The organism is Tianxiuia mixotrophica, from assembly GCF_050596425.1.
Lineage (GTDB): Bacteria > Bacillota > Clostridia > Peptostreptococcales > Acidaminobacteraceae.
In genome coordinates this window covers 3,710,050-3,733,822 of record NZ_CP192292.1, presented here as the reverse complement: position 1 = coordinate 3,733,822, position 23,773 = coordinate 3,710,050, and the positions used below count along the sequence as shown (strand labels likewise).

Sequence of the window (23,773 nt, the reverse complement as noted above, 5' to 3'; positions counted from 1 at the left end):
GATTAGATGATGGTCGTAAAGCGAACTCTTTTTATAGATTGAAAGACGAAGATATTAATGAAAAACTTAGGTATGATCTTCTTAAAAGAACTTTAGGACCATTTAGAGTGGACAAGCATTATAATTACTACTCAATAGGAGCTAGCTATCTTTTTGTATTTAATGATATAGGAGATTTATTATGGCAGTACGATTGTGGAACTGAAATTATTCAGTCATCAGTAGTTGGGGATTTCATTAGTATTGCACTCGCCAATGATAAAATAGTAATAATAGATTTAAATAGTTGATCGGTGGTACATGAGGAATATTTTAAACTAAACGATAGAGGATTTGTTTTAGACTATAGAGACACCTTTATTATGATTGGGGCACAAGGTAAAATTAAACGTTTATCAATTAATGTTGATTTACATTGAGACATATAACCAAAATAGTGCAATACATAAGATAAGCTTCAACTATTAAATTAGTAGAAGCTTATTTTGTGATTCTGTTTATAAAAAAAATATTTGCACAATACAAATAAAAACACTTGCCAAAATATTTATTTGCATGATACAATTAAATCGAAAAGGAGAAAGCCTATGTCAAACACATTTAAAACAATCAGCACTTGTTGTGACGATAAAAATTCTAAGGAAGAACACTACTTATGTTGTGTAGATGAAGTTGGAGACTCGGTTAAGCGCATCGTCAGGAACTTTCAGCTCTTTGAAAGAGACCAGGTTAAAACCCTAGGTTTCACCATGTCTCAGTGCTATACATTGATAGAAATGCTTGAAAATGAGGCCATGACCATGCATGAACTCAGTGAGAAAATGAACCTCAACTCAAGCACCATGACAAGGGTCGTGGATAAACTTGTCCGCGACAAGTATGTCGAAAGAACAAGAAGCCCAGAAGATAGACGAATTGTCCTGGTGAGCCTGACTCAAGAAAAGGGACGTGAAGCGGCACAAATGTGCTCAGAAAAAATAGGGGCCTACTATGAGAACATCACACGAAACTTGCCTAAAGACAGGATTGAAGAAGTGCTAGAATCTGTATCTCTTTTAATGGATGCCTTCGAGAAAGCCAATCCCAACTGCTGCTAACCATAAGGTCAAAATAATTATTTTAGGCTTGTATAGGTGTACAAAATGGCTTGTGCCTTGCCAGAGGCAACAGGCCATGACTTGAAATGTTATTTGCATTATACAATTAATGCATACACTAAATAGAATCAGCCACAGGCATAAGTCTAGCTCACGCGAATTATAATCAGCATTTTTATAAAGGTTTTTATAAGTTCTAAAAAGCCTTTGTCCCTAAAACACTTACAAATGAAGGAGGCGTAAAAATGACCTACTTATCAGATTTAATCACTTGGGGTATTGAAAACGTACTTGGTTTAAATGCTGTCTCAGGCGCGGGACAAGTCATACATTTTTTTATTTATGCGTCCATTGAAATCTTTGCCATGATGACCCTAATCATTATGTTTATAGGGCTACTGCGCAGTTACATTGACCCGCAAAAAATTAAGAAGCTACTGGGCCGAGTGGGGAAATTTAACGCCCATGTACTGGCTTCTCTACTTGGGGCAGTGACCCCATTTTGCTCCTGTTCGTCCGTTCCTGTGTTTATAGGCTTCATTGAGTCAGGCATACCACTTGGGGCGACTTTTTCCTTTCTTATAACTTCACCAATAGTTAATGAGGCGGCCATGGCCATGCTCTGGGTGACCTTCGGTTGGCAAGTGGCTCTTGCATATACTGTCACAGGCATTCTCATTGGCATTATCGGCGGTCTTGTCATTGAAGCCCTACACCTTGAGCACCTTGTGGAAGACTATGTTCGCATACAGTCAAAAGATCTTGAGACCATGGTCTTTGGGTCTCACAAAGACAGGCTTCTATTTGCAGTTAATGAAGCCAAGGCCATTATAAAAAAGGTTTGGATTTATGTGGTGGCTGGTATATTGATAGGCGCCTTTATTCATGGCTGGACACCAAGTGGTGTTCTAATGGCCTATGCTGGACCTGACAACCCCCTTGCAGTGATCGTTGGAGTCCTTATAGGCGTTCCGGTTTATGCCAGCAATGTCATGATTGTGCCCATTGTGAAATCTCTTATAGGAAAAGGCATGGGGGTCGGCACAGCCCTGGCTTTTATGATGGCTGCCGCTGCGTTGTCTCTGCCTGAAATGATTATGTTAAGGAAGGTTTTAAAGGCCAAGCTGGTAAGGGTTTTTGTACTCATAACGAGTGTCAGTATTATCCTAGTGGGTTACTTGTTTAATTTTATGTTGTCGGGTCTTGTGTAAGATTAAAGCATATTTAATTTGTGAATCAAAAATTTTATATAGGCTCTGAGGTAGGTCGATCTTCAATTAGAAAGCACCTAATCTATAGAACCTTACTAAAGGAGGAGACAAATGTTTAAAAAACTGTCTAAAAAGATTATGGACCACTATGAAGCCAAAGCCACTTGTGATTGTTCAAAGAGACCAGTAGAGGACGAGTTAGAGAAGGAAAGAGCCTCTAAAGAATATGAAAAATGTTGTCAATCGACAAGCCAGTCTGGTGTCTAAAAGTCGTAAACAATGTTTGTAAAGAAAAAGCCCCCTAAGAAAAAATCTTAGGGGGCTTTTCATAAGGGTGTCTATTTTGGTCATAAGTGCTTAAGCCGCATTTGATGACTGTGCACTTTCATCCTCTTCATACTCTTCCTTAAGGACAATATTCAGCAGTAAAGCTGTAATAGTACCAGCACTGATGCCAGAGGAAAAGAGGCTTTTAATCCATTCTGGTAGATTCTGAAGAATGTCAGGTCTGAATGTAACGCCAAGACCTATACCGATAGAGATAGCAAGAATAAGCAAATTTCTGTTGTTAAGAGGTACATTTTTAAGGGTCTTAATGCCAGCTGCGGCAACCATGCCGAACATGATAATGCCTGCACCACCTAGAACCGGGTTTGGCATAATGGCAATTAAAGCGCCGATCTTAGGGAAGATGCCTAGAAGCATGAGGATAATCCCTGAGATAATAACGACAAAACGGCTGGCAACCTTTGTCATAGGAATAAGGCCAACATTTTGACTGAATGATGTGTTTGGACCTGCATTGAAAAAGCCTGCAATGAAGCTACCAACGCCATCTGCAAGGACACCGGCGGAAACGTCATCCATTGTCATTTCCTTGCCAGATGCTTCGCCTATGGCCATAAGACATCCAACAGTTTCGATTGTCGTTACCAGATAGGCTGTCACGAAAGGAATCACAGCCGCAAGGCTAAAGGTAATACCAAATTTGAATGGCGTTGGAATGGCAATCCAACCTGCCTGAGCGATTGGATCAAAATTAAGCATACCCAGTGGATAAGAAATTATGTATCCAAACACAAGACCGATGATCACTGCCGCTGAACTGAGTATGCCCTTTCCGTATCTGTTTAGGAGCATAATAACAGTCATAACAGCCACAGCCACACTTATGTTTGTAATGCTTCCGTAGTCAGGCGCTCCGAAACCACCAGCTGCCCAGTCCATAGAAACAGGAAGCAGGGTCAGACCTATAAGCATAACAACGGTTCCTGTTACAATTGGTGGGAAGAACTTTTGAAGCGGTTTAATAAAACGACTTAAAATGATTTCAATAAATGAGCCCATGATGGTGGCACCGAATATAGCTGGTAGACCACCGGCGAGACCAACAGCAATGGATGGTCCAACAAATGTGAAGTCCGTTCCCATAACACAGGCCACACGAGATCCGACTGGCCCAATCCCCCTTGATTGAATAAATGTTGCAATCCCAGCGCAGAATAGTGCTGCACTGACTAGAAAGGCCATGTCCTGAACAGGCAAGCCTAAAACACCACCAACAACCAGTGGAACAGCAACAATACCCCCAAAAGCAGCCATTATATGCTGAAGTGCCAGCAAAATACTTGTCTGTAGTGGCGGTTTATCATCTATTTTATAAATGATATCCGTACCTTGTTTGACTCGTTTTTCCATATGTACCCCCTAAACCTTTACATTGAAAGTATCTGCCAATGTGAAATAGTTCTTCATTATAATAGAAATAACCCTTGTCACTTTCATACAATAAATTAATGAAGAGGATGGTCTTACTAAAGAAAATAAGGTCCATATATGTGTATGTAGTGACCGATGTGTTCTGCGTGTTGTATAATTATTACAGGGAAAATATTCTTGTTAGTTTTATCTAATAGATTGCCAAAGTGGCTACAGGACATACTTTGTTGAAACTTGCCTGCATGGGGGGACTATGTAGTATTATATGATTTGCACAATTGTTTAGTTTTTGCAAATGTCAGAAAAATTAGACGATTATAAAGAGGATATAAAGTAAAATTAGTAGAAAAAACTTATTAAGGGTGAAAGGACCTTAAGTTTTAGACAAGGTCGCATATAAAGTGGTATAAATAAGTTGTTGGCTATTGTGATATTTTACACAGTGAAACAGGTATATGCCTTAAGCTGATGACAGATATATAGGGGGCACGAATGTATAAACTATTACTTGTTGATGATGAAGCTGAGGTTCGCCAAGGCATAATTTCGAAAATTGACTGGACAAAAACGGGCTTTGAAATTGCGGGGGAGGCTGAGAACGGTCTTGAGGCTCTTGAAATTATGGAGAAAATCAATCCAGATGTGGCCATTATTGATATTAAGATGCCATTTATGGATGGCATGCAACTGGCTAAAATTATTTCAAGGGATTATCCAGCCACAAAACTCATGATTCTATCTGGTTTTGACGAGTTCGACTATGCGCAAAAGGCCATACGCTATAATGTTATGGAGTACATTCTAAAGCCCTTTGGGGCTGATGAGCTCATGGATATACTGGAACGCCTAAAAATGGTTTTAGATGAAGAAAAGCTTCGCAATGCCGATTTAGAAAAGTTGAGAAATGAGTATATGGAAAGCTTACCTATCTTGAAGGAGAGGTTTCTAAATGCACTGATCACTGAACGCATGGGCGACAAAGATACCCTGGAAAGAGCCAGACGATTTAACATCACCCTGGAAGAGGGCAATCATGTTGTGGCAGTGGTCAAGCATAATCTAGACCAGAAAGAGAACACCTTAGAAGGCAGTCCGTCAATTTCGCCACTGGAGGAAAAGGAACTTCACGGTTATGCAGTCTACGAGACATGCGAAAGAATAGGTAAGACACATGACAGTATTGCTTTTATGCGTACGGGTGGAGAAACAGTCATGATTTTACCGGTGCCATCGAAAGACATAAAATCTGCCTTTTCTGTTCTAGAGGAAATAAGAATGGTTATTGAAAAAACCCATCCCATGACGGTTACAATAGGGGTGGGAGAAATCGTTGATTCTCTGGAGAGTTTGCCAGACTCATATAAAAGTGCCCTTGGCGCCTTAGAACACCAGCTTGTTGAGGGGTCAAACCGCCTTTTATGGATCAATGACCTTCTTCCCAAAGATCATGGACAGCTCACATTTAGTGAAGACATGGATCGAGAAATCAGAACGGTTATACGGGCTGGATCAGAGGCTGAAATTGAATCGGTCATTCACAAACATTTTCAGGTTATGAGGGATGAAGAAATTTCTTATTTGGATTGTCGACTCTTTATTAACGAAATGTTGACCTCTCTACTTAGAATTGCGAGGTCTCATAATTTGAACTTAACGGATCTTGTTGAGGAAGGGGAAAACATTTTCGCCCTAATGAAAGAACTTTCCGTTCTTGATAACATCGAAGCCTGGTTTGTGAAAACGTGTTTGATTCTAAACCAAAATATTATGGAAAATAGGATGAGTGGGATTCAAAGAATGGTGGAAACAGCTAAAGAACACGTTAAAAGCCATTATCATGATTCTGATCTTAACCTAGACACCATCAGCCAAATGCTCCATATAAGCCCTTCTTACTTTAGTCGGATGTTTAAAAAAGAGTCAGGTATGACCTTTATTCAGTTTCTGACAGAGGTGAGAATGGAAAAGGCTATGGAATATATTTTAGAAACCGACCTTAAAAACTTTGAAATTGCTGAAAAAATCGGATATGCCGAAGCCAATTATTTTAGCTATTCATTTAAAAAATTCTACGGACAGTCGCCGACAGCCATGCGAAAAAATAGAAAGGCATAGGTCGACAGGCACACAGCAAAAGTTGAGGAGACGATATGGACTGGATTAAACGCGCCGGAATTCGAGTCACAGGATTTCGATTCATTTTGGCAATGAGTTTTGCGGCGGTCATCATACTATCAATGACTTTCGTGGGCTTTGCCCTCAATCAAAAGTTCATACAGACATCAAGAGAAAATTTGAGTGAAAACAGTCTTGAAATCATGGAACAGGTAGAAAGAAACCTTGATAATTACTTAAAGGGGATGATAGATCTTTCAAATCTCTTGGTGATTGACATCAATAAATTTAAGGAACTCAATATTCCAGAACTTGACCGTGATATTGAAACCCTTATGCGGACACGGACAGATATTTTGTCCGTCTCCATGTTCACAACAAGGGGCAAACTCCTGTATGAGGGCACCAATTTAAGATTAAAAGACACTGCAAATGTTAAAGAAGAAACGTGGTTTCAATCAGCAATTAGTGGAAAAGGAGACATCCACATATCGCCACCCCATGTTCAGAACCTTTACAAAAACAGACACCCCTGGGTCATCACTCTGAGTCGGAAGGTCAGCTACCGTATAAATCAGACCACAGAAGAGGGCGTCCTTATGATTGACATGAACTTCAGTGTCATTGAAGACCTGATCAATGATGTCACCCTCGGTAAAAAAGGATACGTCTTCTTGCTCGATAATGACAATAATTTGGTTTATCACCACCAGCAACAGCTTATATACTCTGGTGTGAAAAGGGAAAATCTAAGTGGGGTTGCTGAGCGGGAATATGGTAGTTTTGTGCAAAATGACCTGTCGGGCGACAGTCGAATTCTCACCATTTACCCTGCTCGTCATGTTAACTGGAAACTTGTCGGGGCCTATTATTTATCAGATCTAATTGCTGCCCAGCGCGACTTGACCCAGTTTATTCTTTTGACCCTGGCCCTGGGCATGGTTATCTTTATTTCTGTGTCAATTTATATGACAGACCGTATAACCAAACCCATTGCCGAACTAGAAGACTCCATGCGGGCTGTGGAAAAAGGAGACTTTAATATTCGCCTAGATGTTCAGGGGGAGTACGAGGTTGTCCAGCTTGCCAGACGTTTTAACTTAATGACATCACAAATTAAGAGTCTGATGAATCAAGTTGTTTCTGAGCAGGAATCGAAACGTCAAAGTGAGTTAAGTGCTCTCCAGGCTCAAATCAATCCTCACTTCCTCTACAACACCCTTGACTCCGTTATATGGATGGCCGAAAGTGGTAAGCAGCAGGAAGTTGTAAAAATGGTCACAGCCCTGGCCCGTCTATTTAGGATTAGTATCAGCAGGGGGCGCAACGTAATCAGTGTGAAGGAAGAATTGGCCCATGCTGAAAATTATTTAACCATTCAAAAAATGCGCTACAAGGATCAATTTGAGTATATTTTTGAAATTGAGGAAAGTGTTCTTGATTACAAAACACAAAAGCTCATACTCCAGCCTATCATTGAAAACGCCATTTACCATGGTATAAGGCAAATGGTGGATGAAGGTGAGATCATTATTCGAGCCTATCTGAAAGAAGACGGTGACCACGACAATCTCATTTTTGAAGTTGAGGACAATGGACTTGGCATGTCTAGTGAAGTGGCTTCTGAACTTCTCAAGAAAGATGGCAACCGAGAGAAAAATGGTGTAAAAGTTGGTGGGGTAGGCGTTATGAACGTCTTTGAGCGTGTACGGCTAATGTATGGGGCGGAGTATGGCATCTCCATAGACAGTGAAATTGAAGAGGGTACAAAAATAACCATAACCATTCCAGCCATAAGGGGGGACGAGTCATGATCAATCGACGCGTGGTATTTATCGGGACCATGTCTGCCCTTATAATTCTAGGCATGCTTATGCTTATAAATATAAGTTCCCCAGAAAATGTGGGAGACTTAGAAGAGAAACCACCAGTTAATGTGGCTCTTATTTTAAAAATGAAACATGGTGAATACTGGCAGACAGTTAACATGGGGGCGGAAATAGCTGCAAAAGAGTTTGGTGTAACCATTGATTATTTTGCACCAGAAGAAGAATCGGACTACAAAAGTCAGGGCGAAATGATCCGCACAGCCGTTGACAGGGGATATAAGGCCATTGTCTTGGCGCCGTCAGACTTGTTTTTACTTGAGCCAGCCCTTGATTATGCTTATGAAAAAAAGTGCCTGTTGTTCTAATAGACTCCATGGTGGACACTTGGAAGTATTATAAGAGTTTTACCACAAACAACTATGAAGCGGGTCAGCGCCTAGGAGAAATAGCGGTTAAACTTGGAGGCACCAATATAAAAGTGGGCATTATCAGTTTTGTTTCGGGCAGTGAAAATGCCATTGAAAGAGAAAAAGGCCTTCGTGATCATTTAGGCCAGTACGGTGACATTGTCATACGCGACACCATGTACTCTATGTCAGATGTCAAGTTGGCCTCTCAAATCACGGACTTTATGCTTAACGAGCTTAGACCGCCAGATGTCCTTATTGGTCTAAATGCCATTTCCACCTTGGGTATTGCCAAAGAAGTGGCCACATATCCAGAAAGTAAGCAAATTCCTGTAATCGGTTTTGACTCTACACCGCAAGAAATTGAATACCTTGAGTCCAGTGTTATTGATAATGCCATTGTGCAAAACCCATTTAACATGGGGTACTTGGGGGTTTCAGAAGCCAAAAAAGCCATAGATTCTCAGAGGCTCATTGCGGTTGAAGACAAGGACATACAAGTGGATACTGTCACAATCAATGCCGAGAACCTATATGATCCAGAAAATGAAAAACTCATATTTCCATTTAATTAGTGGACTTAGACAAGAGGGATCAGGATCAAAAGGATCTTTTACCGCGAGGGTGATTGATTTCTATGCATAAATAGTCAGCCATTTACAAGTAAAGTGTTAACCTTATGCAATAAAAGTACAAATGTGTATATGGTGTGAACTATATAGTCAAAATAGAAGCGAGTGAACGCAAGGTGTTCGCTCGCTTTTTATATTCCAAACGTTTTCCTAAATGTTTCGAAAATGACAATGAAGTCGTGAATTTATGAACAAACTATGAATAATTTGAACAAGAATTCTATGATTATGGTCAAGATATTGGATTCTTGAAAACGATTTCTGGTGATAAGATAAACTTGTCAACAGGCCGATACATATCAGTCTGAAAACGTTTACTTATTACGGAGGGGATAAAAAATGAAAAAGTGGATTTCAATTCTTATGGTTATGGTCCTTGCGCTTTCAATGGCAGCATGTAGTCCTAACCAAGAACCTGCGGCAGACGGTGGAGAAGAAACAACTGAAGAAATGCCAAAGGTTGGTGTAACAATCTACAAGTTTGATGACAACTTCATGTCATTCGTACGTCGTTCAATCACAACAGCGGCTGAAGGCAATGCTGAACTGATTCTTAACGACTCGCAGAACAACCAAGCAACACAGAATGACCAAATCGACATGATGATTTCAAAAGGTGTTAAGGCACTTGCGATCAACCTAGTTGACCCTCAAGCTGCTGAAACAATCATCGCAAAAGCAAAAGCAGAAGATATGCCTGTTGTATTCTTCAACAAGGAACCTTCCGCAGAAGCACTTAAGTCATACGACAAGACTTGGTATGTTGGTACTGCATCAGCAGAAGCTGGCGTTATCCAAGGTGAAATGATTGCTGAAATGTGGAAAGCAAACCCTGAATGGGACCGCAATGGCGATGGCGTTATGTCTTATGTATTAATGAAGGGCGAACCAGGTCACCCAGATGCTGAAGCAAGAACAAAATACGCTATTGATACAGCTGTAGAAAAAGGCGTAAAAGTTGAAGAACTTGAGCTTCAAACTGGTATGTGGGATTCTGTAAAAGGTAAAGAACTTATGGATGCTTGGATTTCTAAGCATGGCGACGGCATTGAGTTTGTAATCTGTAACAATGACGCAATGGCACTTGGTGCTGTTCAGTCTCTAAATGCTAATGGCTACTTCGAAGGCGATATGTACATGCCAGTTGTAGGTGTTGACGCTATTCCAGATGCTCTAGAACAAATCAAAGCTGGTTTCATGGCTGGTACAGTTCTAAATGATGCGAAAAACCAAGGTAAAGCAACATTTGATCTAGTACACAACGTGGCTATGGGCAAAGATCCACTAGAAGGCACTGAGTGGAAGTTTGACGAAAACAAAGCGGTACGTGTACCTTACGTAGCAATCACTGTTGACAATGTTGAATTTGCTGAAAAAGCATACGAATAAGAACGATTAAAATGATTGGGAAATTCGAGATGTGCCCAGCACATCTCGGATTTTTCTTCAAGTATACAACGACTATGTAGTATGAGTTAATTTGGCTTTGAGGCACAAGCCAGCAAAGCCCTGATTCGAGGGAGGTGGCATTTATGCACAACAATGAAAAAACGAATTCGGAGTACTTACTCGAGATGATCGGCCTGACAAAAACCTTCCCGGGGGTAAAAGCGCTAGACGGCGTTAATCTGAGAGTGCGCCCAGGCACTGTGCATGCGCTTATGGGTGAGAATGGCGCCGGAAAATCAACAATGATGAAATGCCTGTTCGGCATTTACAGAAGAGATGAAGGTAAGATAGTTTTGGATGGTGAAGAAGTGGAATTCACATCCTCAAGACATGCCCTCGACCACGGCGTGTCAATGGTACACCAGGAACTGAACCAGGTTCAGTCAACACGAGTCATGGATAATATATGGCTTGGGCGTTTTCCTAAAAAAGGCTTATTCGTAGATGAAGAAAAGATGTACAAAGAAACAAAAAAAATCTTCGAGGAGCTAGACATCAAGGTTGATCCTAGAGAAAAGGTTGGGAACCTGCCAGTCTCTGAGAGCCAGATGGTCGAAATCGCAAAAGCTGTTTCATATAATTCGAGAGTTATAGTAATGGATGAGCCAACATCGTCTCTAACAGAAAAAGAAGTGGGGCACTTATTTAGAATTATTCGTTCATTAAGAGAGCGTGGCGTTGCCATTATTTATATTTCGCATAAGATGGAAGAAATTGAAGAAATTTCAGATGATGTGACCGTTCTGCGTGATGGTCAGTGGATAGCAACAGAATCAATTGACAACATCACCACAGATGAAATTATCAACCTTATGGTTGGTCGTGACCTGACCCATCGTTTCCCGCCAAAGACAAATAAGGCTGGTGAAGTGATGATGAAGGTGGAAAATCTAACATCCTATGTAGAGAATTCAGTGAAAGATGTAACCTTTGAACTTCGTGAAGGCGAAATACTAGGTATCGCAGGTCTTGTGGGTTCTAAAAGAACGGAGCTTATTGAAACAATTTTCGGTCTGCGACATAAATCTCAAGGTAAAATTTATTTCAAGGGTCAAGAAATTAGTAACAATACGCCGCGAGAATCTATCAACAATGGCTTTGCACTGATTACAGAGGAAAGACGTGCAACAGGTATATTTGGTGACCTGGATATCCGTTTTAACACAACCATCGCCAATATTAAGGAGTATGTGCAAGGCAATCAGCTTCTTAATGAGGAACGTATGACGAGTGATACGGATTGGGTTATTGACAGTATGCGTGTTAAGACACCATCCCAAAAGACTAAGATTCAGTCCTTATCAGGTGGTAATCAGCAGAAAGTTATTGTAGGCAGATGGCTTCTAACAGAACCAGATGTTCTGCTCATGGACGAACCGACAAGAGGTATTGATGTTGGTGCGAAATACGAAATTTATCAACTGATGATAGATCTTGCCAATAAAGGCAAAGGTGTCATCATGGTTTCATCAGAAATGCCTGAACTCTTAGGCGTTGCAGATAGAATCCTGGTTATGAGTAATGGCCGGTTGGCTGGTATCGTCGATACAAAAGATGTAACACAGGAAGAAATACTACGGCTATCAGCCATGTACTTATAGATAGGAGGCATCGCAAATGAGCACAATCAAAAAAGAAAATGAATCTTTATCAGAACGTTTGAAAAACTTAACTTTTGAAGATGTTCGTCAATTCATGATGGACAAGGCAATCTTCTTTATACTACTAGCACTTCTACTGGTTATTATTGCTTTATCACCAGACTTTGTATCCATTAGAAACTTTAGAAACATTCTTTCACAGGCATCAACGCGTATGATCATGGCCCTTGGTGTTGGTGGAATCATCGTACTAGGTGGTACAGACCTTTCTCTTGGTCGCCAGGTCGGTCTTGCAGCTGTAATTTCTGCTTCATTGCTACAAGCTCCGGATTATGCCTACCGCATGTATCCTGACTTGCCACAACTGCCTATTTTCGTACCAATCATTCTTGTAATGGTTATCTGTGGTCTGTTGAGTATGTTCAGTGGATTCATGGTGGCAAAGTTTAAGCTGGATCCATTCATTGCAACATTGGGTATGATGGTTATAGCATATGGTCTTAACTCCATTTACTTTGACCGCCCTCCATATGGCGCACAGCCAATTGGTGGTCTTGATACAAAGTTTTCAGGATTTGCCCAAGGATTCTTTGATGTCAACGGATTTATAATACCGTATCTGGTTATTTACGCAGCCATTATGGTCGGTGTGGTCTGGGTACTTTGGAATAAAACAACTTTCGGTAAAAACATATTTGCCATTGGTGGCAACGAAGAAGCGGCAATCGTTTCGGGTGTAAATGTTATGAAGTTTATCCTCTTAACATACCTACTAGCAGGTATGCTGTACGGACTTGGTGGAGCTCTGGAAGCCGCACGTATCGGTACAGCCACAAACAACACAGGTAACATGTACGAGCTTGATGCGATCTCGGCATGTATCGTAGGTGGCTTATCCTTTGATGGTGGTATCGGTTCTATTTCCGGCATCGTTGCAGGTGTTCTTATATTCCAAGTAATCGCGTATGGTCTATCCTTTATTGGTGTTAACCCATATTTACAGTTTATTATCAAGGGTCTAATCATCCTTGCAGCGGTTGCAATTGATAACCGTAAACACCTTAAGAAAAAGTAAGGTATGCTTGAAGCAGCTGGCTTCATTAGACAGCCTTCTCCTCCAAAGCAACAAATATACTCCATTAAAAGGGGCTCTTCGCTAATCATTAGCGGGGAGTTCTTTTTTTAGTATATAGCGAGGGAGCTTGAATGATATTTGGCAAGTCGCTCAGTATAAAGAGTTATAAAGCGTAATTCTTTATAATTTCGGAGTATTTTTATAGTGAATGATGATGATTAAAAGTCGGAAGATGTAAAATCGTGATCTATTGATACTGTATTTCCCAAGTAAATGATAAAATTTCATTATCCCTAGTACGCCACACAAATGAGTCAAGGAGTCGTGTTATGAAAGATGTACACAGATATTTAATGTTGGATCTCAAAGAAAAATTTGTACGGGTTGATATTCAAGATATCCTTTTCGTGGAATCCTTAAATAGAACCATATTTGTGCATACAAAGGATAAGGTGTATCAACTACCGTATGTGACTTTAAAGTGTGTCGGGAGCAAACTTCCTGAAACGTGTTTTGTGCAGACACACAGGGGTTTTGTCATCAATTTGGATTGGTTGCGGTCCATCGACAAGCGGGATAATGTTTGGGTTGTTCATTTTAAGGATTACGATAAAACGGCACTTGTGAGCCGGCGGTATCGAAATGCTCTAGTTGAGAATCTTGTATTGGTTTAGGTAAAGTAAAAGTTTTAATCGGAATATTCGCACAATAATCGTGCATTCAGACGTTCAGTAACAATAAATACCTCTGATGCTTACTCTATAGTCTATATTATGAATAAATTGTAATATATACATATATTTAAGCATTGGAGGTGATTCGATGAAACTTCTCGTTAAAGGCGATAAGAAGAAAACGCTTGGTTTTTGTAATGTATGTTCTACCAACTGTTTTAATCGCTGTGCGACTCAATGTGCTTATCAAACACACTAAGTCGCCTATAGCCGAAAGGGGAAAATATGAAGCTTATCGTTAAAGGAACTGGACGTAAGGTCAACGGTTTTTGTGTGACTTGCGGTACAAATTGTTATAACCGCTGTGGCACGCAATGTCCATATAACACGTACTAGGGATGTGTATATGAAGATTATTGTTAAACCGAAACCGAGGCATTTGTTGGCTTTTTGCAATGTATGCAGTGAAAATGGCTGTGGCGAAAAGGCCTGCTCTGCAGTGTGCCAACACAACTGTTTTAGTGTATGTTTAGTGGATGCACTTCCCGGGGAATAGGAGGGTGAAATGAAGATAATCGTTTCTCCATCAAATAAGACCCAAGTTGCTTATTGCAATGGTTGTACCCAGTGTCACAACAAGTGTAATATACAGTGCGGCACATACATATTAAACAGTATGTTCAATAGGACATAATAGGTAGGTTGCAAGTCCCATGAGACTGTAGATAAACTTCCAAATGCGTGGATAAAGAGTGTACTTATTTTATGTACTCGGGCGGGCGCAAAGTTATCTACAGTCTTTTATGTTATTGCATACAACATATTGGAGGGGAACTATGAAGGCATCGAGATATAATATTTTTTCAGTGACAGATAAAGGGGAGGAGACTGTTTTTAACACAGTGACTTGTGCACTAGCGCAAATAGATGACTCCTTTAAAAACATATACAGAAATATAGATGACTTGGAGCCAAGTCAAGTAAGTCAAGACAAACAGGCACTTATTGAAGCCATGAAAGACGCCGGATTTCTTGTAGAAGATTATATAGATGAAAAAAAGTTGCTGAAATACCAGCACTATATGGGGAAGATGAATCAGTCCATTTTTGGTCTGACGATAGCCCCCACTCTGGCATGCAACTTTGCCTGTCCTTACTGTTATGAGGATGCAGGCATGGGCGCCATGACAAAAGAGGTTCAAGACGCTCTTATTGAAAATGTTGAAAAGATGGCCAGCAGAGGCAGGGATATTGAAATCACTTGGTATGGGGGAGAACCCCTCATGGCCCTAGATATAATTGAACGACTGTCTCTTTCTTTTATGGAGATCCGCAAGACCTATAAAAGAAAGTATAGTGCGTTCATAGTCACCAATGGTTATGGCATAAATGCTTCTGTTATAGAGAGACTAAAAAAATATAAAATCACAGGGGCTCAGATTACCCTTGATGGAGGTCCAAAAACCCATAATGAAAGACGGATATTAAAAGGCACGGGCGGTTCCACCTTTGATAGGGTGCTTATGAACACCAAGCATCTCAAAGAGGAAGGATTGAATGTCAACATTAGGATCAATGTTGATAGGACAAATTTTTCAGAGGTTCACGACCTTGTAGATATATTAATTCATAATGGTCTGCAAGATTTACCGACTGGCCTGGGGCATGTAACAGCCTACACCGAGGTATGCAGTTCCGTTGCAGAGTCCTGTCTGGATATGGAAGAGTACGCGGCTCTTAACAATGATTTTCAAAAGCTTTTATATGACAAAGGCATGCTTGCTCACATTTATCCCTACTATCCAGGGGTCGAAGCCAATTACTGCTGTGCAGATACCCTAGGCGCCTTTGTTGTCGATCCTGAAGGTCATATGTACAAGTGCTGGAATGATGTTGGATATCCAGAAAAGGCTGTATCCATGATTCAAAGCTTTGATGCACCAGATGAGAAAATGTTCCACTTGGGACTGGATTACTTGATGTGGACCCCTTTTGACCACGACAAGTGTCAGGACTGCAAGTACCTACCCATTTGTATGGGAGGGTGCCCATATAAAGGCATGGCCGCTGGAGGAGAGCCTGACTGCGAAAAGTGGAAATACAATATCAAGGACATTATAGAAATAACATGTGATAACAATCCAGAAGGCGTGCAGTGATGCTGGCGTTTTACCTCATGAAAAATGAAAGGGATGCTTACGATGAAGATTGCCGTATGTGGTTGGAGTCAAAGCATTCATGTGATTTAGATTTTGTACTGTCAAAATATGAAGCATTTAAGTATTTTTTTCGTATAGACATGTCCATAAAAATCTTTCTTGTGGACGAGGGAAACAAGTGGCAACCTATGCAAAAAGACTTGGACCTGCCTGACTGGGTCTGTGCCTTTTCTTTTGAAGACAAGGTGGTTATGAAAACACCGGATTTATGGATGTCGAACAATGTGGGCACCTTTGAAGAGACCCTTGTCCATGAAATGGTTCATTGTTTTATAGCGGGCGCATGCCAAAAGCCACTTCCTATATGGCTCACAGAAGGTCTTGCCATATATTTATCTGGACAAGATCAGTATTATGAAAAAAGATCAACAAAAGGCCTTTGCATGGAAGACCTAACCTATGAAGATACGGCATTGTATGACTTATCCATAAGTCGACTTATGGAAATGTTAAAAACTCAGGATATAGGTGGTATTATAAGGGACTGCATTTCAGGAGGTGTAGAAGGTGAAATTAAACATTCGAAAAGCGGAGGAAGCAGATATTAGTGAACTGGTTGCGCTCTGGGCAGATCTCAATCAAGATCAGATTAGTTCAGATCCCTACTATGAGGGTGCCTTAGAGTTTTCTGGGGGAGAGGACCAGTACAAACATGCCTTGTCAAATGATAAATGCGCGGTCTTTGTCGGAGAAGTAGAAGGCCAGATTATTGGTTATATTGAAGTGTGGATACATGAACCCGACTTTTATTTTTATGCGGCAAAATACGGTTACATTCTCCATTTCTTTGTCAAAGAGGGCTATAGAAATGCCACATCAGCTTATAAGTTTTATATGGCAGCCCAAAACTATGCTGAGGAAGTTGGCGTCCGGTATTTAACAGCCGATGTGTTTGAGCACAATCAGCGTGTTATTAAACTCCTTGAATTTGTAGGTCTCAAACCTTATAGATACCGTCTTGTTAAGGATTTAGAGGATGTGAAAGCATGAAAATGCCCGTTATAAGACAAATACTTGACTATATAAGACCCTATTATAAACAGCAGGTGCTGGGCCTTTTCTTTACAGTCCTATACAGCACAACCCTCTTTTTAACCCCTCTTATTTCAAAGCATCTCATTGACAATGTCATAGGGACAGATTCCATTGAGGCTATAGTGACCGGAATACTTCTATTTTGCCTTGTTTGTTTGGCCCAGCCGATTACGTCATATATTAAAGACGCTCTTTTTGTCCGAGTTGGGGAAAAAACGACCTATGACATTAGAAACCGCATGTTTAAGGGCATCCTATATGCACCTATGCGAAAGATTGAAAGTAAGACAAGTGGCGAAGTGGTCTCAAGAATAAGCCAAGACGGCATGATGGCTGGTCGTATTATTTCAGAACTGGCTGTAGGTATTATTAAAAATATACTCATTTGTATGATGATCGTGGTGGGGCTTCTCATGCTCAGCCCCATATTGTCCAGTCTATCCATTGGTCTTTTCCTGCTCTCTATGCTGGTGACCTCAAAGATGAGTCGGGCCTTTGAAGTCATACAAGAAGACGTACAAAAGGGTCATGATGCCATGTGCAAGGATGTAGACGACCTGGTCACAACAGCGCCCCTTGTTAAAGGATATGGCTTGGAAGTGAAATTTGAACAGGCCTTCAGTCAAGTCCTTGGCGAGGTGAAAGAAATCAATACAAGAGCCATGCTTCATAATGCCAGAATACAAAATATTTCGAGTGCCATTATGGTTGTAATACTCTGCATCTTATATGGCGGTGGCAGTGTCATGGTTTTATATGGTGAAATGACCATAGGTACAGTTATAGGGCTGGGCTTATATTTTCAACTGCTCACTCAGCCAGTCTATGAGCTTGTACAACAAAAGGCTGCCATTCATAAGGCTGTCCCCATACTAAGACGTATAAAGGCTTATGAGAATATTGAACCTGAGGAGAAAATAGGTGATAAGTCAATTGACTTTGACGGCTTTACTTCAAGAGGAGGTCTGTCTCTAAAAAACATCAGCTTCACCTATGATAAGAGCCCAGTTATAAAAAACTTATCTTTGGATTTACCTGATAAGGGGCTTGTTGTCATTGAAGGGACATCTGGCTGTGGCAAGACCACCTTGCTGAATATTATAAGTGGATTGTATGGCCCGGAAAGGGGACATATAGAAGTGGCAAATGGTCAAGAACCCCAAAGGTTGGGGCTGAAAATGTTAAGACAGCAGACAGCTTATGTCCAGCAGCAAGCCAAGGTATACCCTTGTATAAAAAATAAATTGAGTGAAAATAAAGAGATCCTAAGTCAGCGAGAGAGACATTTTGTAGAAGCCCTTGAGAAGAGCTTTCTCATATCGGCAGAGTCAAGCACCTATTCTGGCGGTGAGATGCAGAGGCAAAGCCTTATAAGTGCTGTTTATAAACAGGTTCCCATATGGGTTTTAGATGAACCTCTTTCAGCCCTTGACCAGAGGAACAAGGACCTGATCGTGTCACATATCAAGGCCCTAAAGACAGACAAGCTCATCATTGTTGCTGCCCATGATCCAGTGTGGCAGGACCATGCAGATCTTGTTTTCAAAATGCAGAGTCCTGGTGCAATGACTTGCGTTCGAAATAGAACCGCATCTTAAAAGTACATAGACACACAAAAATAACCCTACTGATTCAGCCGGGTTATTTTTGCGTGTGAGTATTAAGGGATGTGAGAAAGAAATTTGCTGTCGGAGGTCCGACACCAAAGAATCTTACAAGTTTAAACCGTGAGTGACAGCTCCCCAGAAAATGAATAGTCCACCAATACCAATTAAGATATTGAGCAGGCCAGCCACCTTAATGAACTCAGGCTTGATTCCCCAAAGGGCGATAACAAGTGAAATCATTAGTAGGATGATGAGTCCAAGCACGGTACCAAGTGGCCAAACCAGGCCAAGTTGGAATGCTATATATGTTAAAAAAGCAGTTATGATACCAACAGCACCACAAAAGTTTCCTAACATTTTATTGTCGCCGCCATACCGGAAATGATTGGCAGCCACAAGCCAAAAGAAGCCATAAAGACCAAAGATTGTTGCAAGGAATGTTGATTTAACACCTGCAAAACCAAACATAGACATCATGATAGCTGTTAACACTTGAGTGACGCCGCCAAACCAAAATGCGACATAAGACACTTCGCGTGATATTTTGTCGTGGTCGCCGCCTTTTGTGCCAATGCCTAACTGCTCCAGCCCAAACACAAAAACAGTAACGACCAGCCCGAGAACGCCTATGGCCTCAGGATTGAATGGATTCATTGATTGGTTCCCCCTTAGAATGTTCTATAAGCCCTAATCGAATTTTCTTGTCTGTGTCACTGCCCCTACAGTGTGTTCAAAAAACAAAAAACGGCAATTGAGTTTATAAATAAACTCAGTTGCCGTTTAATATCTACTTGAAAGTGCTGGGTAAGCACCGGATAGACATTTGACAAAGAAATCGATTTCCTAGTTAAAGTATAAGGTATGAAGACTTTCATTGCAAGATGTTTCATGATAAATTTCTGTCAATTTCGACAATTTCCACCCTTTAAGCAAAATTGCCATCATCAGAAAGAATTTCTTCAAGGGCATCTATGGCCGACTGTACGTCTTCAAGGGTTGTGGTAAAGCCTAGACTCAGACGGATTGTCCCTTGGGGGAATGTCCCCATGGTTTTATGGGCTGATGGGGCACAGTGCATACCACACCGATTGTTTATACCATATTTAGACGTTAGTGTATGAGAGACCATGGCACTGTCGTGATTTGGTGTATCAAATGACACAACAGCCGTTCGTCGATCGATATTAGAGCTTCCGATCACTTGAATGTTTGTATTTTGTTTGAGGCCATCCATAAGGATTTTGGTCAGGTGCATTTCATGTGCCCGAATTTCATCCATGCCCTTGTCCTTAATGAAGGTGAGGGCAGCGTGTAGACCTATTATCCCCACCGTATTAGGCGTTCCGGATTCAAACTTATCAGGCAAATAACGAGGTTGTTTCTCAGAATCTGACCGACTGCCTGTTCCACCCTGAATGAAGGAATTGACCTGGTCAGCAAAGTCATCTGTGATCACAAAACCGCCGATGCCTTGAGGGCCCAGCAGACTTTTATGTCCTGTGAATGCGATGGCATCTGCATTAAGTGTTTTCATGTTGACTGGTGCAAATCCAGCTGTCTGAGCGGCATCAACAATAAACCTAAGATTGTGCGCCTTTGCAAATTCTCCTACGGGTTCAAGGTCAAGAAGTGTTCCAAAAACATTGGAAGCATGCATCATGGCAATCAACTTTGTGCCTGGCTCCAAGGCTTTTTCCAAATCCTCTTGATCGAAAACGCCGTCTGTGTTTGGCGTGACACGGGTGAAAGTAACTCCTAAGGCTTCCATTTCAACAAGAGGACGCATCATGGCATTGTGTTCAAGTGATGATACAATGACGTGGTCTCCTTTTTTCAAGAATCCATGCAGGAGCACATTAAGACTTTCAGTGATGTTTTTGGTGAATATAACATTTTTAGAATCTTCAGCACCAAACATGTCAGCCAAGAGTTCGCGGGTATCATAAACAATCCCCTCTGTTTCAAATGCTTCAGCATAGGCACCACGGCCAACGCTTGTTCCAATATTCAATATATAGTTATTAATGGCTTTGGCAACACCAGGGGCCTTTGGAAAAGATGTTGCGCCATTGTCTAAGTAAATTCTCTTCATACCAGTCTCCTATTTTGTAGTTGGTCTAGATAACAATATCATTTTACCACCGGAACAGGCGCTTGCAAAATCAGTGATCTTGGCTTATAGAGCACAGCAGGTAGCATTTTTAGGGCATAAAACCTTATATAGACCACGGTAAAGACCCTTTATGGGGATTTTCTAGGTCGCTTGTTTGAAAATAGATTATAATAGAGACAAAAGAAAACATATCTATATCTATAGAAAATATTTATCAAATTTATCTTTGTTATAAAAAAAAGGAATGTTAAAATGCTAGGAATTTTAGGCGAGCAAGCAGACAAGGTCTGTCATCAAATATATAATACATGTTCGGAGCTGGAGTTTATCAAACTCCCCAAGCATAAAAATCTACATGAAGCGGTAGAGGCACATGCTGATATGCTATGCTTCACACTTGGAAACAAGTTGGTCGTGGCGCCAATTCTTTACGATCCACTCGTGGAGAGTTTTAAAAATGAAGGATCAAAGTTAGAGTTTCATACATCAAGGGGTCTGGAAGAGGTTCATGTCTACAGGCGGAACAAGCAGGGGTATGTAAGTATAATAAAAGGGGCCAGTGCCTTAAGTGCCAAGTATCCAAGCAATATTGCTTACAATGTGGCCTTGGTTGGAAAGTATGCCCTCCATAACACCAAGTATACGGACACAATTGTAAAAAAGATGTTAAAAGAGGCTGGTTATGAGTGCCTTCACACCAAACAAGGGTATACGAATTGCATGTGTCTGGTTGTAAATGACAAGGCCGTAATTACCTCAGACGCAGGTATAGCAAAAGTATTAAAACAACATGGCGTGGATGTTTTGTTGATCCACCAGGGGCATATTGACTTGCCAGGTATGAACTATGGATTTATAGGCGGGGCTTCTTTCAGAGTGAGAGACTGCGTTTACTTTGTTGGAAACATTATGACCCATCCGCAAGGCCAAGAGATGATAGACTTTATAAGTGCCCACCAAGTGAGATACAAATGTATTGGGACGAGTGGATTATTAGATATAGGAAGTCTTCGTTTCTTAAAGACACTCTAAAGAAATAAGACGCTCAAAGAAAATAAGACGCTCAAAGAAAACCAGCAGTGGAGGATATTATATGGAGAAACAGTTTTCGTCACACATAGGCTACTATATACAGGAGATTGCTAGAAAGTCAGCTGTGACATTAAATGAAAAACTCGGTGAACTTGATTTAACATATGCCCAGTTTCGGGTCTTAAATACCTTGTGGAAAAAGGGGACACTCACGCAAAAGGAGATCTTAGTCTACATTTGTGTCAAACCATCGACTTTAACAGGGCTCACTGATCAACTTGTTAAAAAAGGGCTTGCTGAAAGACTGAAAGTAGAAAATGACAGACGGGCTAAAAAAATTGCTCTGACAGACAAGGGACAGTCTTTAAGGGAGCCTGCCATGCAAGTTATCGATGATTTTGAAAAGGAAAGCACCCGTCATATACCAGATGAACTGAGAAAATCTATTCTTCAGGCCTTAAAAGCCATGGATGAAGCCCTAGCATGTCGACTGGATGTCCAGTGAATTCTATATGAGACTATTTTATGACGGTAAATATATTTAGCCCCCTAAATAAATTCTTGAATATTTAGGGGGCTAAATATATAATGTGACTAAGTTGAAATGAGCCACTATTAAATTTCGGAGGTGACCACATGCTGACAAGAGAACAAGCTGAAAAGCTTGATAGAAATGACCCTATCGGGGGGATGCGAGACAGGTTTTACATCAATAATGGTGAGTTGTATATGGATGGAAATTCTTTGGGACTTATGTCAAAAGACGCGAAAGAATATATTGACACAAGTCTTGAAGATTGGAAGAAACTAGGGATAAGAGGTTGGATGGAAGCTGACCAGAACTGGTTTTACATGGCTGAGAGACTTTCCAAGTGCCAAGCCCCTCTCATGGGCGCCAAACCAGAGGAAATCACGATACATAGCTCGACAACCCTTAATTTACACTTGCTTTTGGCAACCTTCTACAAGCCTGTTGGGCAGAGGAGAAAAATTCTTGTAGACAGCTTAAACTTTCCGACAGATATCTATGCGGTGCGTAGCTTTCTAGAACAAGCGGGTCTTGATCCAGAAGACCATATGGTTTTTGTCTCCAGTGAAGATGGTTTAACCTTAAGCGAAGACAATATTGTATCAAATTTGAGTGAAGAGGTGGCTCTGGTTCTTTTACCGGGTGTTTTGTATAGAAGTGGACAGCTTTTAGACATGAAAACTCTAGTCAAGGCGGCCCATGCATGTGGTGCCTACATTGGACTGGATTTGTCTCATTCAGCAGGGGCAGTGGAACATAACCTTCATGAATGGGGTGTGGATTTTGCTTTCTGGTGTAATTATAAATACTTTAATGGGGGACCAGGAGCAGCCGCTAGCTTATTTGTCCATGAAATGCATTTGAAAAATGGACCGGCTTTGGCGGGCTGGTTCGGTTACAGGAAAGACAAGCAGTTCAACCTAGCCTTAAATTTTGAAGCTTCGACCACGGCGTCTGCTTGGGAAGTTGGGACACCACACATCCTAAGTATGGCTGGTCTCATGGGGTCTTTTAAGCAGTTTGAAACATGTGGTATGGCAGCCTTAAGAGAAAAGTCTATCTTACTGACCCAAAGTCTGATAGAGCTTATTGATGAGCGTTTGGGTGTCTATGACTTTTCAGTGGGTTCACCAAGAAATCCTGAGAAACGGGGTGGGCATGTTGCCCTTGTTCATAAGGAAGCTGCCCGGATAAACGAGGCCATGAAAGAAGCAGGGATAATTCCTGATTATAGGGAACCAAATATTATTCGTCTTGCACCTGTTCCCCTGTATACAAGATTTGTAGACGTGGTGGATTTGGTGGACCGAATAGAAAAAATAATGGAGACAGGGGCCCACCTTAAGTTTGAAAACAAACGGGGCGTGGTGGCTTGATTCAATAGAATGTGTTATAATCTTCCTCGGTAAATTTATAAAATGACCAAGAC

General features: G+C 41.0%; 22 protein-coding genes and 1 pseudogene. 20 read left to right on the top strand and 3 right to left on the bottom strand.

Translation table 11 applies throughout. The annotated features are described in order from the left end of the window. Nucleotides 1-38: 38 nt before the first annotated feature. The 4 genes from ACQ4KW_RS16590 (at nucleotide 39) to ACQ4KW_RS16575 (ending at nucleotide 2,575) form a co-directional block, all read left to right on the top strand. A complete protein-coding gene (locus tag ACQ4KW_RS16590) occupies nucleotides 39-290 on the top strand; it encodes a hypothetical protein (RefSeq protein WP_430883556.1) in 252 nt (83 codons plus the stop codon). A gap of 297 nt (nucleotides 291-587) precedes the next feature. Continuing rightward, the gene (locus ACQ4KW_RS16585) at nucleotides 588-1,097 is read left to right on the top strand and encodes a MarR family winged helix-turn-helix transcriptional regulator (RefSeq protein WP_430883555.1); all 510 of its coding nucleotides are present in this window, start codon (nucleotides 588-590) and stop codon (nucleotides 1,095-1,097) included. 245 nt (nucleotides 1,098-1,342) lie between these two features. Then, nucleotides 1,343-2,308, top strand: a complete 966-nt coding sequence (locus tag ACQ4KW_RS16580) for a permease (RefSeq protein WP_430883554.1) — start codon at nucleotides 1,343-1,345, stop codon at nucleotides 2,306-2,308. A 111-nt stretch (nucleotides 2,309-2,419) separates the two neighbouring features. After that, the gene (locus tag ACQ4KW_RS16575; RefSeq protein ID WP_430883553.1) at nucleotides 2,420-2,575 is read left to right on the top strand and encodes a hypothetical protein; all 156 of its coding nucleotides are present in this window, start codon (nucleotides 2,420-2,422) and stop codon (nucleotides 2,573-2,575) included. A 90-nt stretch (nucleotides 2,576-2,665) separates the two neighbouring features. On the opposite strand, the gene ACQ4KW_RS16570 is transcribed toward ACQ4KW_RS16575, so the two are convergent. Then, on the bottom strand, nucleotides 2,666-4,006 hold the full coding sequence (locus ACQ4KW_RS16570; RefSeq protein ID WP_430883552.1) for a nucleobase:cation symporter-2 family protein: 1,341 nt from the start codon (nucleotides 4,004-4,006) through the stop codon (nucleotides 2,666-2,668). Between the two features lie 513 nt (nucleotides 4,007-4,519). Here ACQ4KW_RS16570 and ACQ4KW_RS16565 point away from each other — a divergent pair. The 13 genes and pseudogenes from ACQ4KW_RS16565 to ACQ4KW_RS16505 all read left to right on the top strand — a co-directional run bounded on the left by ACQ4KW_RS16565 (nucleotide 4,520) and on the right by ACQ4KW_RS16505 (nucleotide 18,661). Continuing rightward, a complete protein-coding gene (locus ACQ4KW_RS16565) occupies nucleotides 4,520-6,142 on the top strand; it encodes a response regulator (RefSeq protein WP_430883551.1) in 1,623 nt (540 codons plus the stop codon). A gap of 35 nt (nucleotides 6,143-6,177) precedes the next feature. Further along, nucleotides 6,178-7,956, top strand: a complete 1,779-nt coding sequence (locus tag ACQ4KW_RS16560; protein WP_430883550.1) for a histidine kinase — start codon at nucleotides 6,178-6,180, stop codon at nucleotides 7,954-7,956. Beyond that, nucleotides 7,953-8,953, top strand: a pseudogene (locus ACQ4KW_RS16555) (substrate-binding domain-containing protein). The gene ACQ4KW_RS16560 and the pseudogene ACQ4KW_RS16555 overlap by 4 nt, the downstream one beginning before the upstream one ends. 396 nt (nucleotides 8,954-9,349) lie before the next feature. Continuing rightward, complete coding sequence (mglB, locus tag ACQ4KW_RS16550; protein ID WP_430883549.1) at nucleotides 9,350-10,399, top strand: galactose/glucose ABC transporter substrate-binding protein MglB; 1,050 nt, start codon at nucleotides 9,350-9,352, stop codon at nucleotides 10,397-10,399. A gap of 143 nt (nucleotides 10,400-10,542) precedes the next feature. Further along, nucleotides 10,543-12,060 (top strand): galactose/methyl galactoside ABC transporter ATP-binding protein MglA, encoded by a 1,518-nt coding sequence (gene mglA, locus ACQ4KW_RS16545; RefSeq protein WP_430883548.1) that lies wholly within the window; start codon nucleotides 10,543-10,545, stop codon nucleotides 12,058-12,060. A 16-nt stretch (nucleotides 12,061-12,076) separates the two neighbouring features. After that, complete coding sequence (mglC, locus tag ACQ4KW_RS16540; RefSeq protein ID WP_430883547.1) at nucleotides 12,077-13,135, top strand: galactose/methyl galactoside ABC transporter permease MglC; 1,059 nt, start codon at nucleotides 12,077-12,079, stop codon at nucleotides 13,133-13,135. A gap of 329 nt (nucleotides 13,136-13,464) precedes the next feature. Beyond that, nucleotides 13,465-13,809 (top strand): LytTR family DNA-binding domain-containing protein, encoded by a 345-nt coding sequence (locus ACQ4KW_RS16535; protein ID WP_430883546.1) that lies wholly within the window; start codon nucleotides 13,465-13,467, stop codon nucleotides 13,807-13,809. 148 nt (nucleotides 13,810-13,957) lie between these two features. Then, nucleotides 13,958-14,068: a Clo7bot family Cys-rich peptide gene (locus ACQ4KW_RS16530; protein WP_430883545.1), complete on the top strand. Its 111-nt coding sequence runs from the start codon at nucleotides 13,958-13,960 to the stop codon at nucleotides 14,066-14,068. Nucleotides 14,069-14,094: 26 nt separating this feature from the next. After that, nucleotides 14,095-14,205, top strand: a complete 111-nt coding sequence (locus tag ACQ4KW_RS16525) for a Clo7bot family Cys-rich peptide (protein WP_430883544.1) — start codon at nucleotides 14,095-14,097, stop codon at nucleotides 14,203-14,205. Nucleotides 14,206-14,645: 440 nt separating this feature from the next. Beyond that, nucleotides 14,646-15,968 carry a radical SAM protein gene (locus ACQ4KW_RS16520; protein WP_430883543.1) on the top strand — a complete coding sequence of 441 codons (1,323 nt, stop codon included), beginning with the start codon at nucleotides 14,646-14,648 and terminating at the stop codon, nucleotides 15,966-15,968. A gap of 17 nt (nucleotides 15,969-15,985) precedes the next feature. Further along, the gene (locus ACQ4KW_RS16515) at nucleotides 15,986-16,576 is read left to right on the top strand and encodes a hypothetical protein (protein WP_430883542.1); all 591 of its coding nucleotides are present in this window, start codon (nucleotides 15,986-15,988) and stop codon (nucleotides 16,574-16,576) included. Next, the gene (locus tag ACQ4KW_RS16510; protein WP_430883541.1) at nucleotides 16,536-17,018 is read left to right on the top strand and encodes a GNAT family N-acetyltransferase; all 483 of its coding nucleotides are present in this window, start codon (nucleotides 16,536-16,538) and stop codon (nucleotides 17,016-17,018) included. Before ACQ4KW_RS16515 ends, ACQ4KW_RS16510 begins: the two co-directional genes overlap by 41 nt. After that, complete coding sequence (locus ACQ4KW_RS16505) at nucleotides 17,015-18,661, top strand: ABC transporter ATP-binding protein (protein WP_430883540.1); 1,647 nt, start codon at nucleotides 17,015-17,017, stop codon at nucleotides 18,659-18,661. The genes ACQ4KW_RS16510 and ACQ4KW_RS16505 overlap by 4 nt, the downstream gene beginning before the upstream one ends. A 114-nt stretch (nucleotides 18,662-18,775) precedes the next feature. On the opposite strand, the gene ACQ4KW_RS16500 is transcribed toward ACQ4KW_RS16505, so the two are convergent. Further along, nucleotides 18,776-19,324 carry a hypothetical protein gene (locus tag ACQ4KW_RS16500; RefSeq protein WP_430883539.1) on the bottom strand — a complete coding sequence of 183 codons (549 nt, stop codon included), beginning with the start codon at nucleotides 19,322-19,324 and terminating at the stop codon, nucleotides 18,776-18,778. Between the two features lie 271 nt (nucleotides 19,325-19,595). After that, nucleotides 19,596-20,762 (bottom strand): aminotransferase class V-fold PLP-dependent enzyme, encoded by a 1,167-nt coding sequence (locus ACQ4KW_RS16495; protein ID WP_430883538.1) that lies wholly within the window; start codon nucleotides 20,760-20,762, stop codon nucleotides 19,596-19,598. Between the two features lie 273 nt (nucleotides 20,763-21,035). Between ACQ4KW_RS16495 and ACQ4KW_RS16490 the strand changes: the two genes are divergently transcribed. The 3 genes from ACQ4KW_RS16490 (at nucleotide 21,036) to kynU (ending at nucleotide 23,720) form a co-directional block, all read left to right on the top strand. Then, nucleotides 21,036-21,815, top strand: coding sequence for a DUF6873 family GME fold protein (locus ACQ4KW_RS16490; protein WP_430883537.1), 780 nt, complete (start codon nucleotides 21,036-21,038; stop codon nucleotides 21,813-21,815). A 61-nt stretch (nucleotides 21,816-21,876) separates the two neighbouring features. Then, a complete protein-coding gene (locus tag ACQ4KW_RS16485) occupies nucleotides 21,877-22,320 on the top strand; it encodes a MarR family winged helix-turn-helix transcriptional regulator (protein ID WP_430883536.1) in 444 nt (147 codons plus the stop codon). A gap of 131 nt (nucleotides 22,321-22,451) precedes the next feature. Continuing rightward, complete coding sequence (gene kynU, locus ACQ4KW_RS16480) at nucleotides 22,452-23,720, top strand: kynureninase (protein WP_430883535.1); 1,269 nt, start codon at nucleotides 22,452-22,454, stop codon at nucleotides 23,718-23,720. The last annotated feature ends 53 nt before the right edge of the window (nucleotides 23,721-23,773 follow it).

Bases quoted from the DNA above. Each gene is read 5' to 3' on its own strand.
- ACQ4KW_RS16585 (WP_430883555.1), top strand. From the start codon at position 588: ATGTCAAACACATTTAAAACAATCAGCACTTGTTGTGACGATAAAAAT.
- ACQ4KW_RS16580 (WP_430883554.1), top strand. From the start codon at position 1,343: ATGACCTACTTATCAGATTTAATCACTTGGGGTATTGAAAACGTACTT.
- ACQ4KW_RS16575 (WP_430883553.1), top strand. From the start codon at position 2,420: ATGTTTAAAAAACTGTCTAAAAAGATTATGGACCACTATGAAGCCAAA.
- ACQ4KW_RS16570 (WP_430883552.1), bottom strand. From the start codon at position 4,006: ATGGAAAAACGAGTCAAACAAGGTACGGATATCATTTATAAAATAGAT.
- ACQ4KW_RS16565 (WP_430883551.1), top strand. From the start codon at position 4,520: ATGTATAAACTATTACTTGTTGATGATGAAGCTGAGGTTCGCCAAGGC.
- ACQ4KW_RS16560 (WP_430883550.1), top strand. From the start codon at position 6,178: ATGGACTGGATTAAACGCGCCGGAATTCGAGTCACAGGATTTCGATTC.
- mglB (WP_430883549.1), top strand. From the start codon at position 9,350: ATGAAAAAGTGGATTTCAATTCTTATGGTTATGGTCCTTGCGCTTTCA.
- mglA (WP_430883548.1), top strand. From the start codon at position 10,543: ATGCACAACAATGAAAAAACGAATTCGGAGTACTTACTCGAGATGATC.
- mglC (WP_430883547.1), top strand. From the start codon at position 12,077: ATGAGCACAATCAAAAAAGAAAATGAATCTTTATCAGAACGTTTGAAA.
- ACQ4KW_RS16535 (WP_430883546.1), top strand. From the start codon at position 13,465: ATGAAAGATGTACACAGATATTTAATGTTGGATCTCAAAGAAAAATTT.
- ACQ4KW_RS16530 (WP_430883545.1), top strand. From the start codon at position 13,958: ATGAAACTTCTCGTTAAAGGCGATAAGAAGAAAACGCTTGGTTTTTGT.
- ACQ4KW_RS16525 (WP_430883544.1), top strand. From the start codon at position 14,095: ATGAAGCTTATCGTTAAAGGAACTGGACGTAAGGTCAACGGTTTTTGT.
- ACQ4KW_RS16520 (WP_430883543.1), top strand. From the start codon at position 14,646: ATGAAGGCATCGAGATATAATATTTTTTCAGTGACAGATAAAGGGGAG.
- ACQ4KW_RS16515 (WP_430883542.1), top strand. From the start codon at position 15,986: ATGAAAAATGAAAGGGATGCTTACGATGAAGATTGCCGTATGTGGTTG.
- ACQ4KW_RS16505 (WP_430883540.1), top strand. From the start codon at position 17,015: ATGAAAATGCCCGTTATAAGACAAATACTTGACTATATAAGACCCTAT.
- ACQ4KW_RS16500 (WP_430883539.1), bottom strand. From the start codon at position 19,324: ATGAATCCATTCAATCCTGAGGCCATAGGCGTTCTCGGGCTGGTCGTT.
- ACQ4KW_RS16495 (WP_430883538.1), bottom strand. From the start codon at position 20,762: ATGAAGAGAATTTACTTAGACAATGGCGCAACATCTTTTCCAAAGGCC.
- ACQ4KW_RS16490 (WP_430883537.1), top strand. From the start codon at position 21,036: ATGCTAGGAATTTTAGGCGAGCAAGCAGACAAGGTCTGTCATCAAATA.
- ACQ4KW_RS16485 (WP_430883536.1), top strand. From the start codon at position 21,877: ATGGAGAAACAGTTTTCGTCACACATAGGCTACTATATACAGGAGATT.
- kynU (WP_430883535.1), top strand. From the start codon at position 22,452: ATGCTGACAAGAGAACAAGCTGAAAAGCTTGATAGAAATGACCCTATC.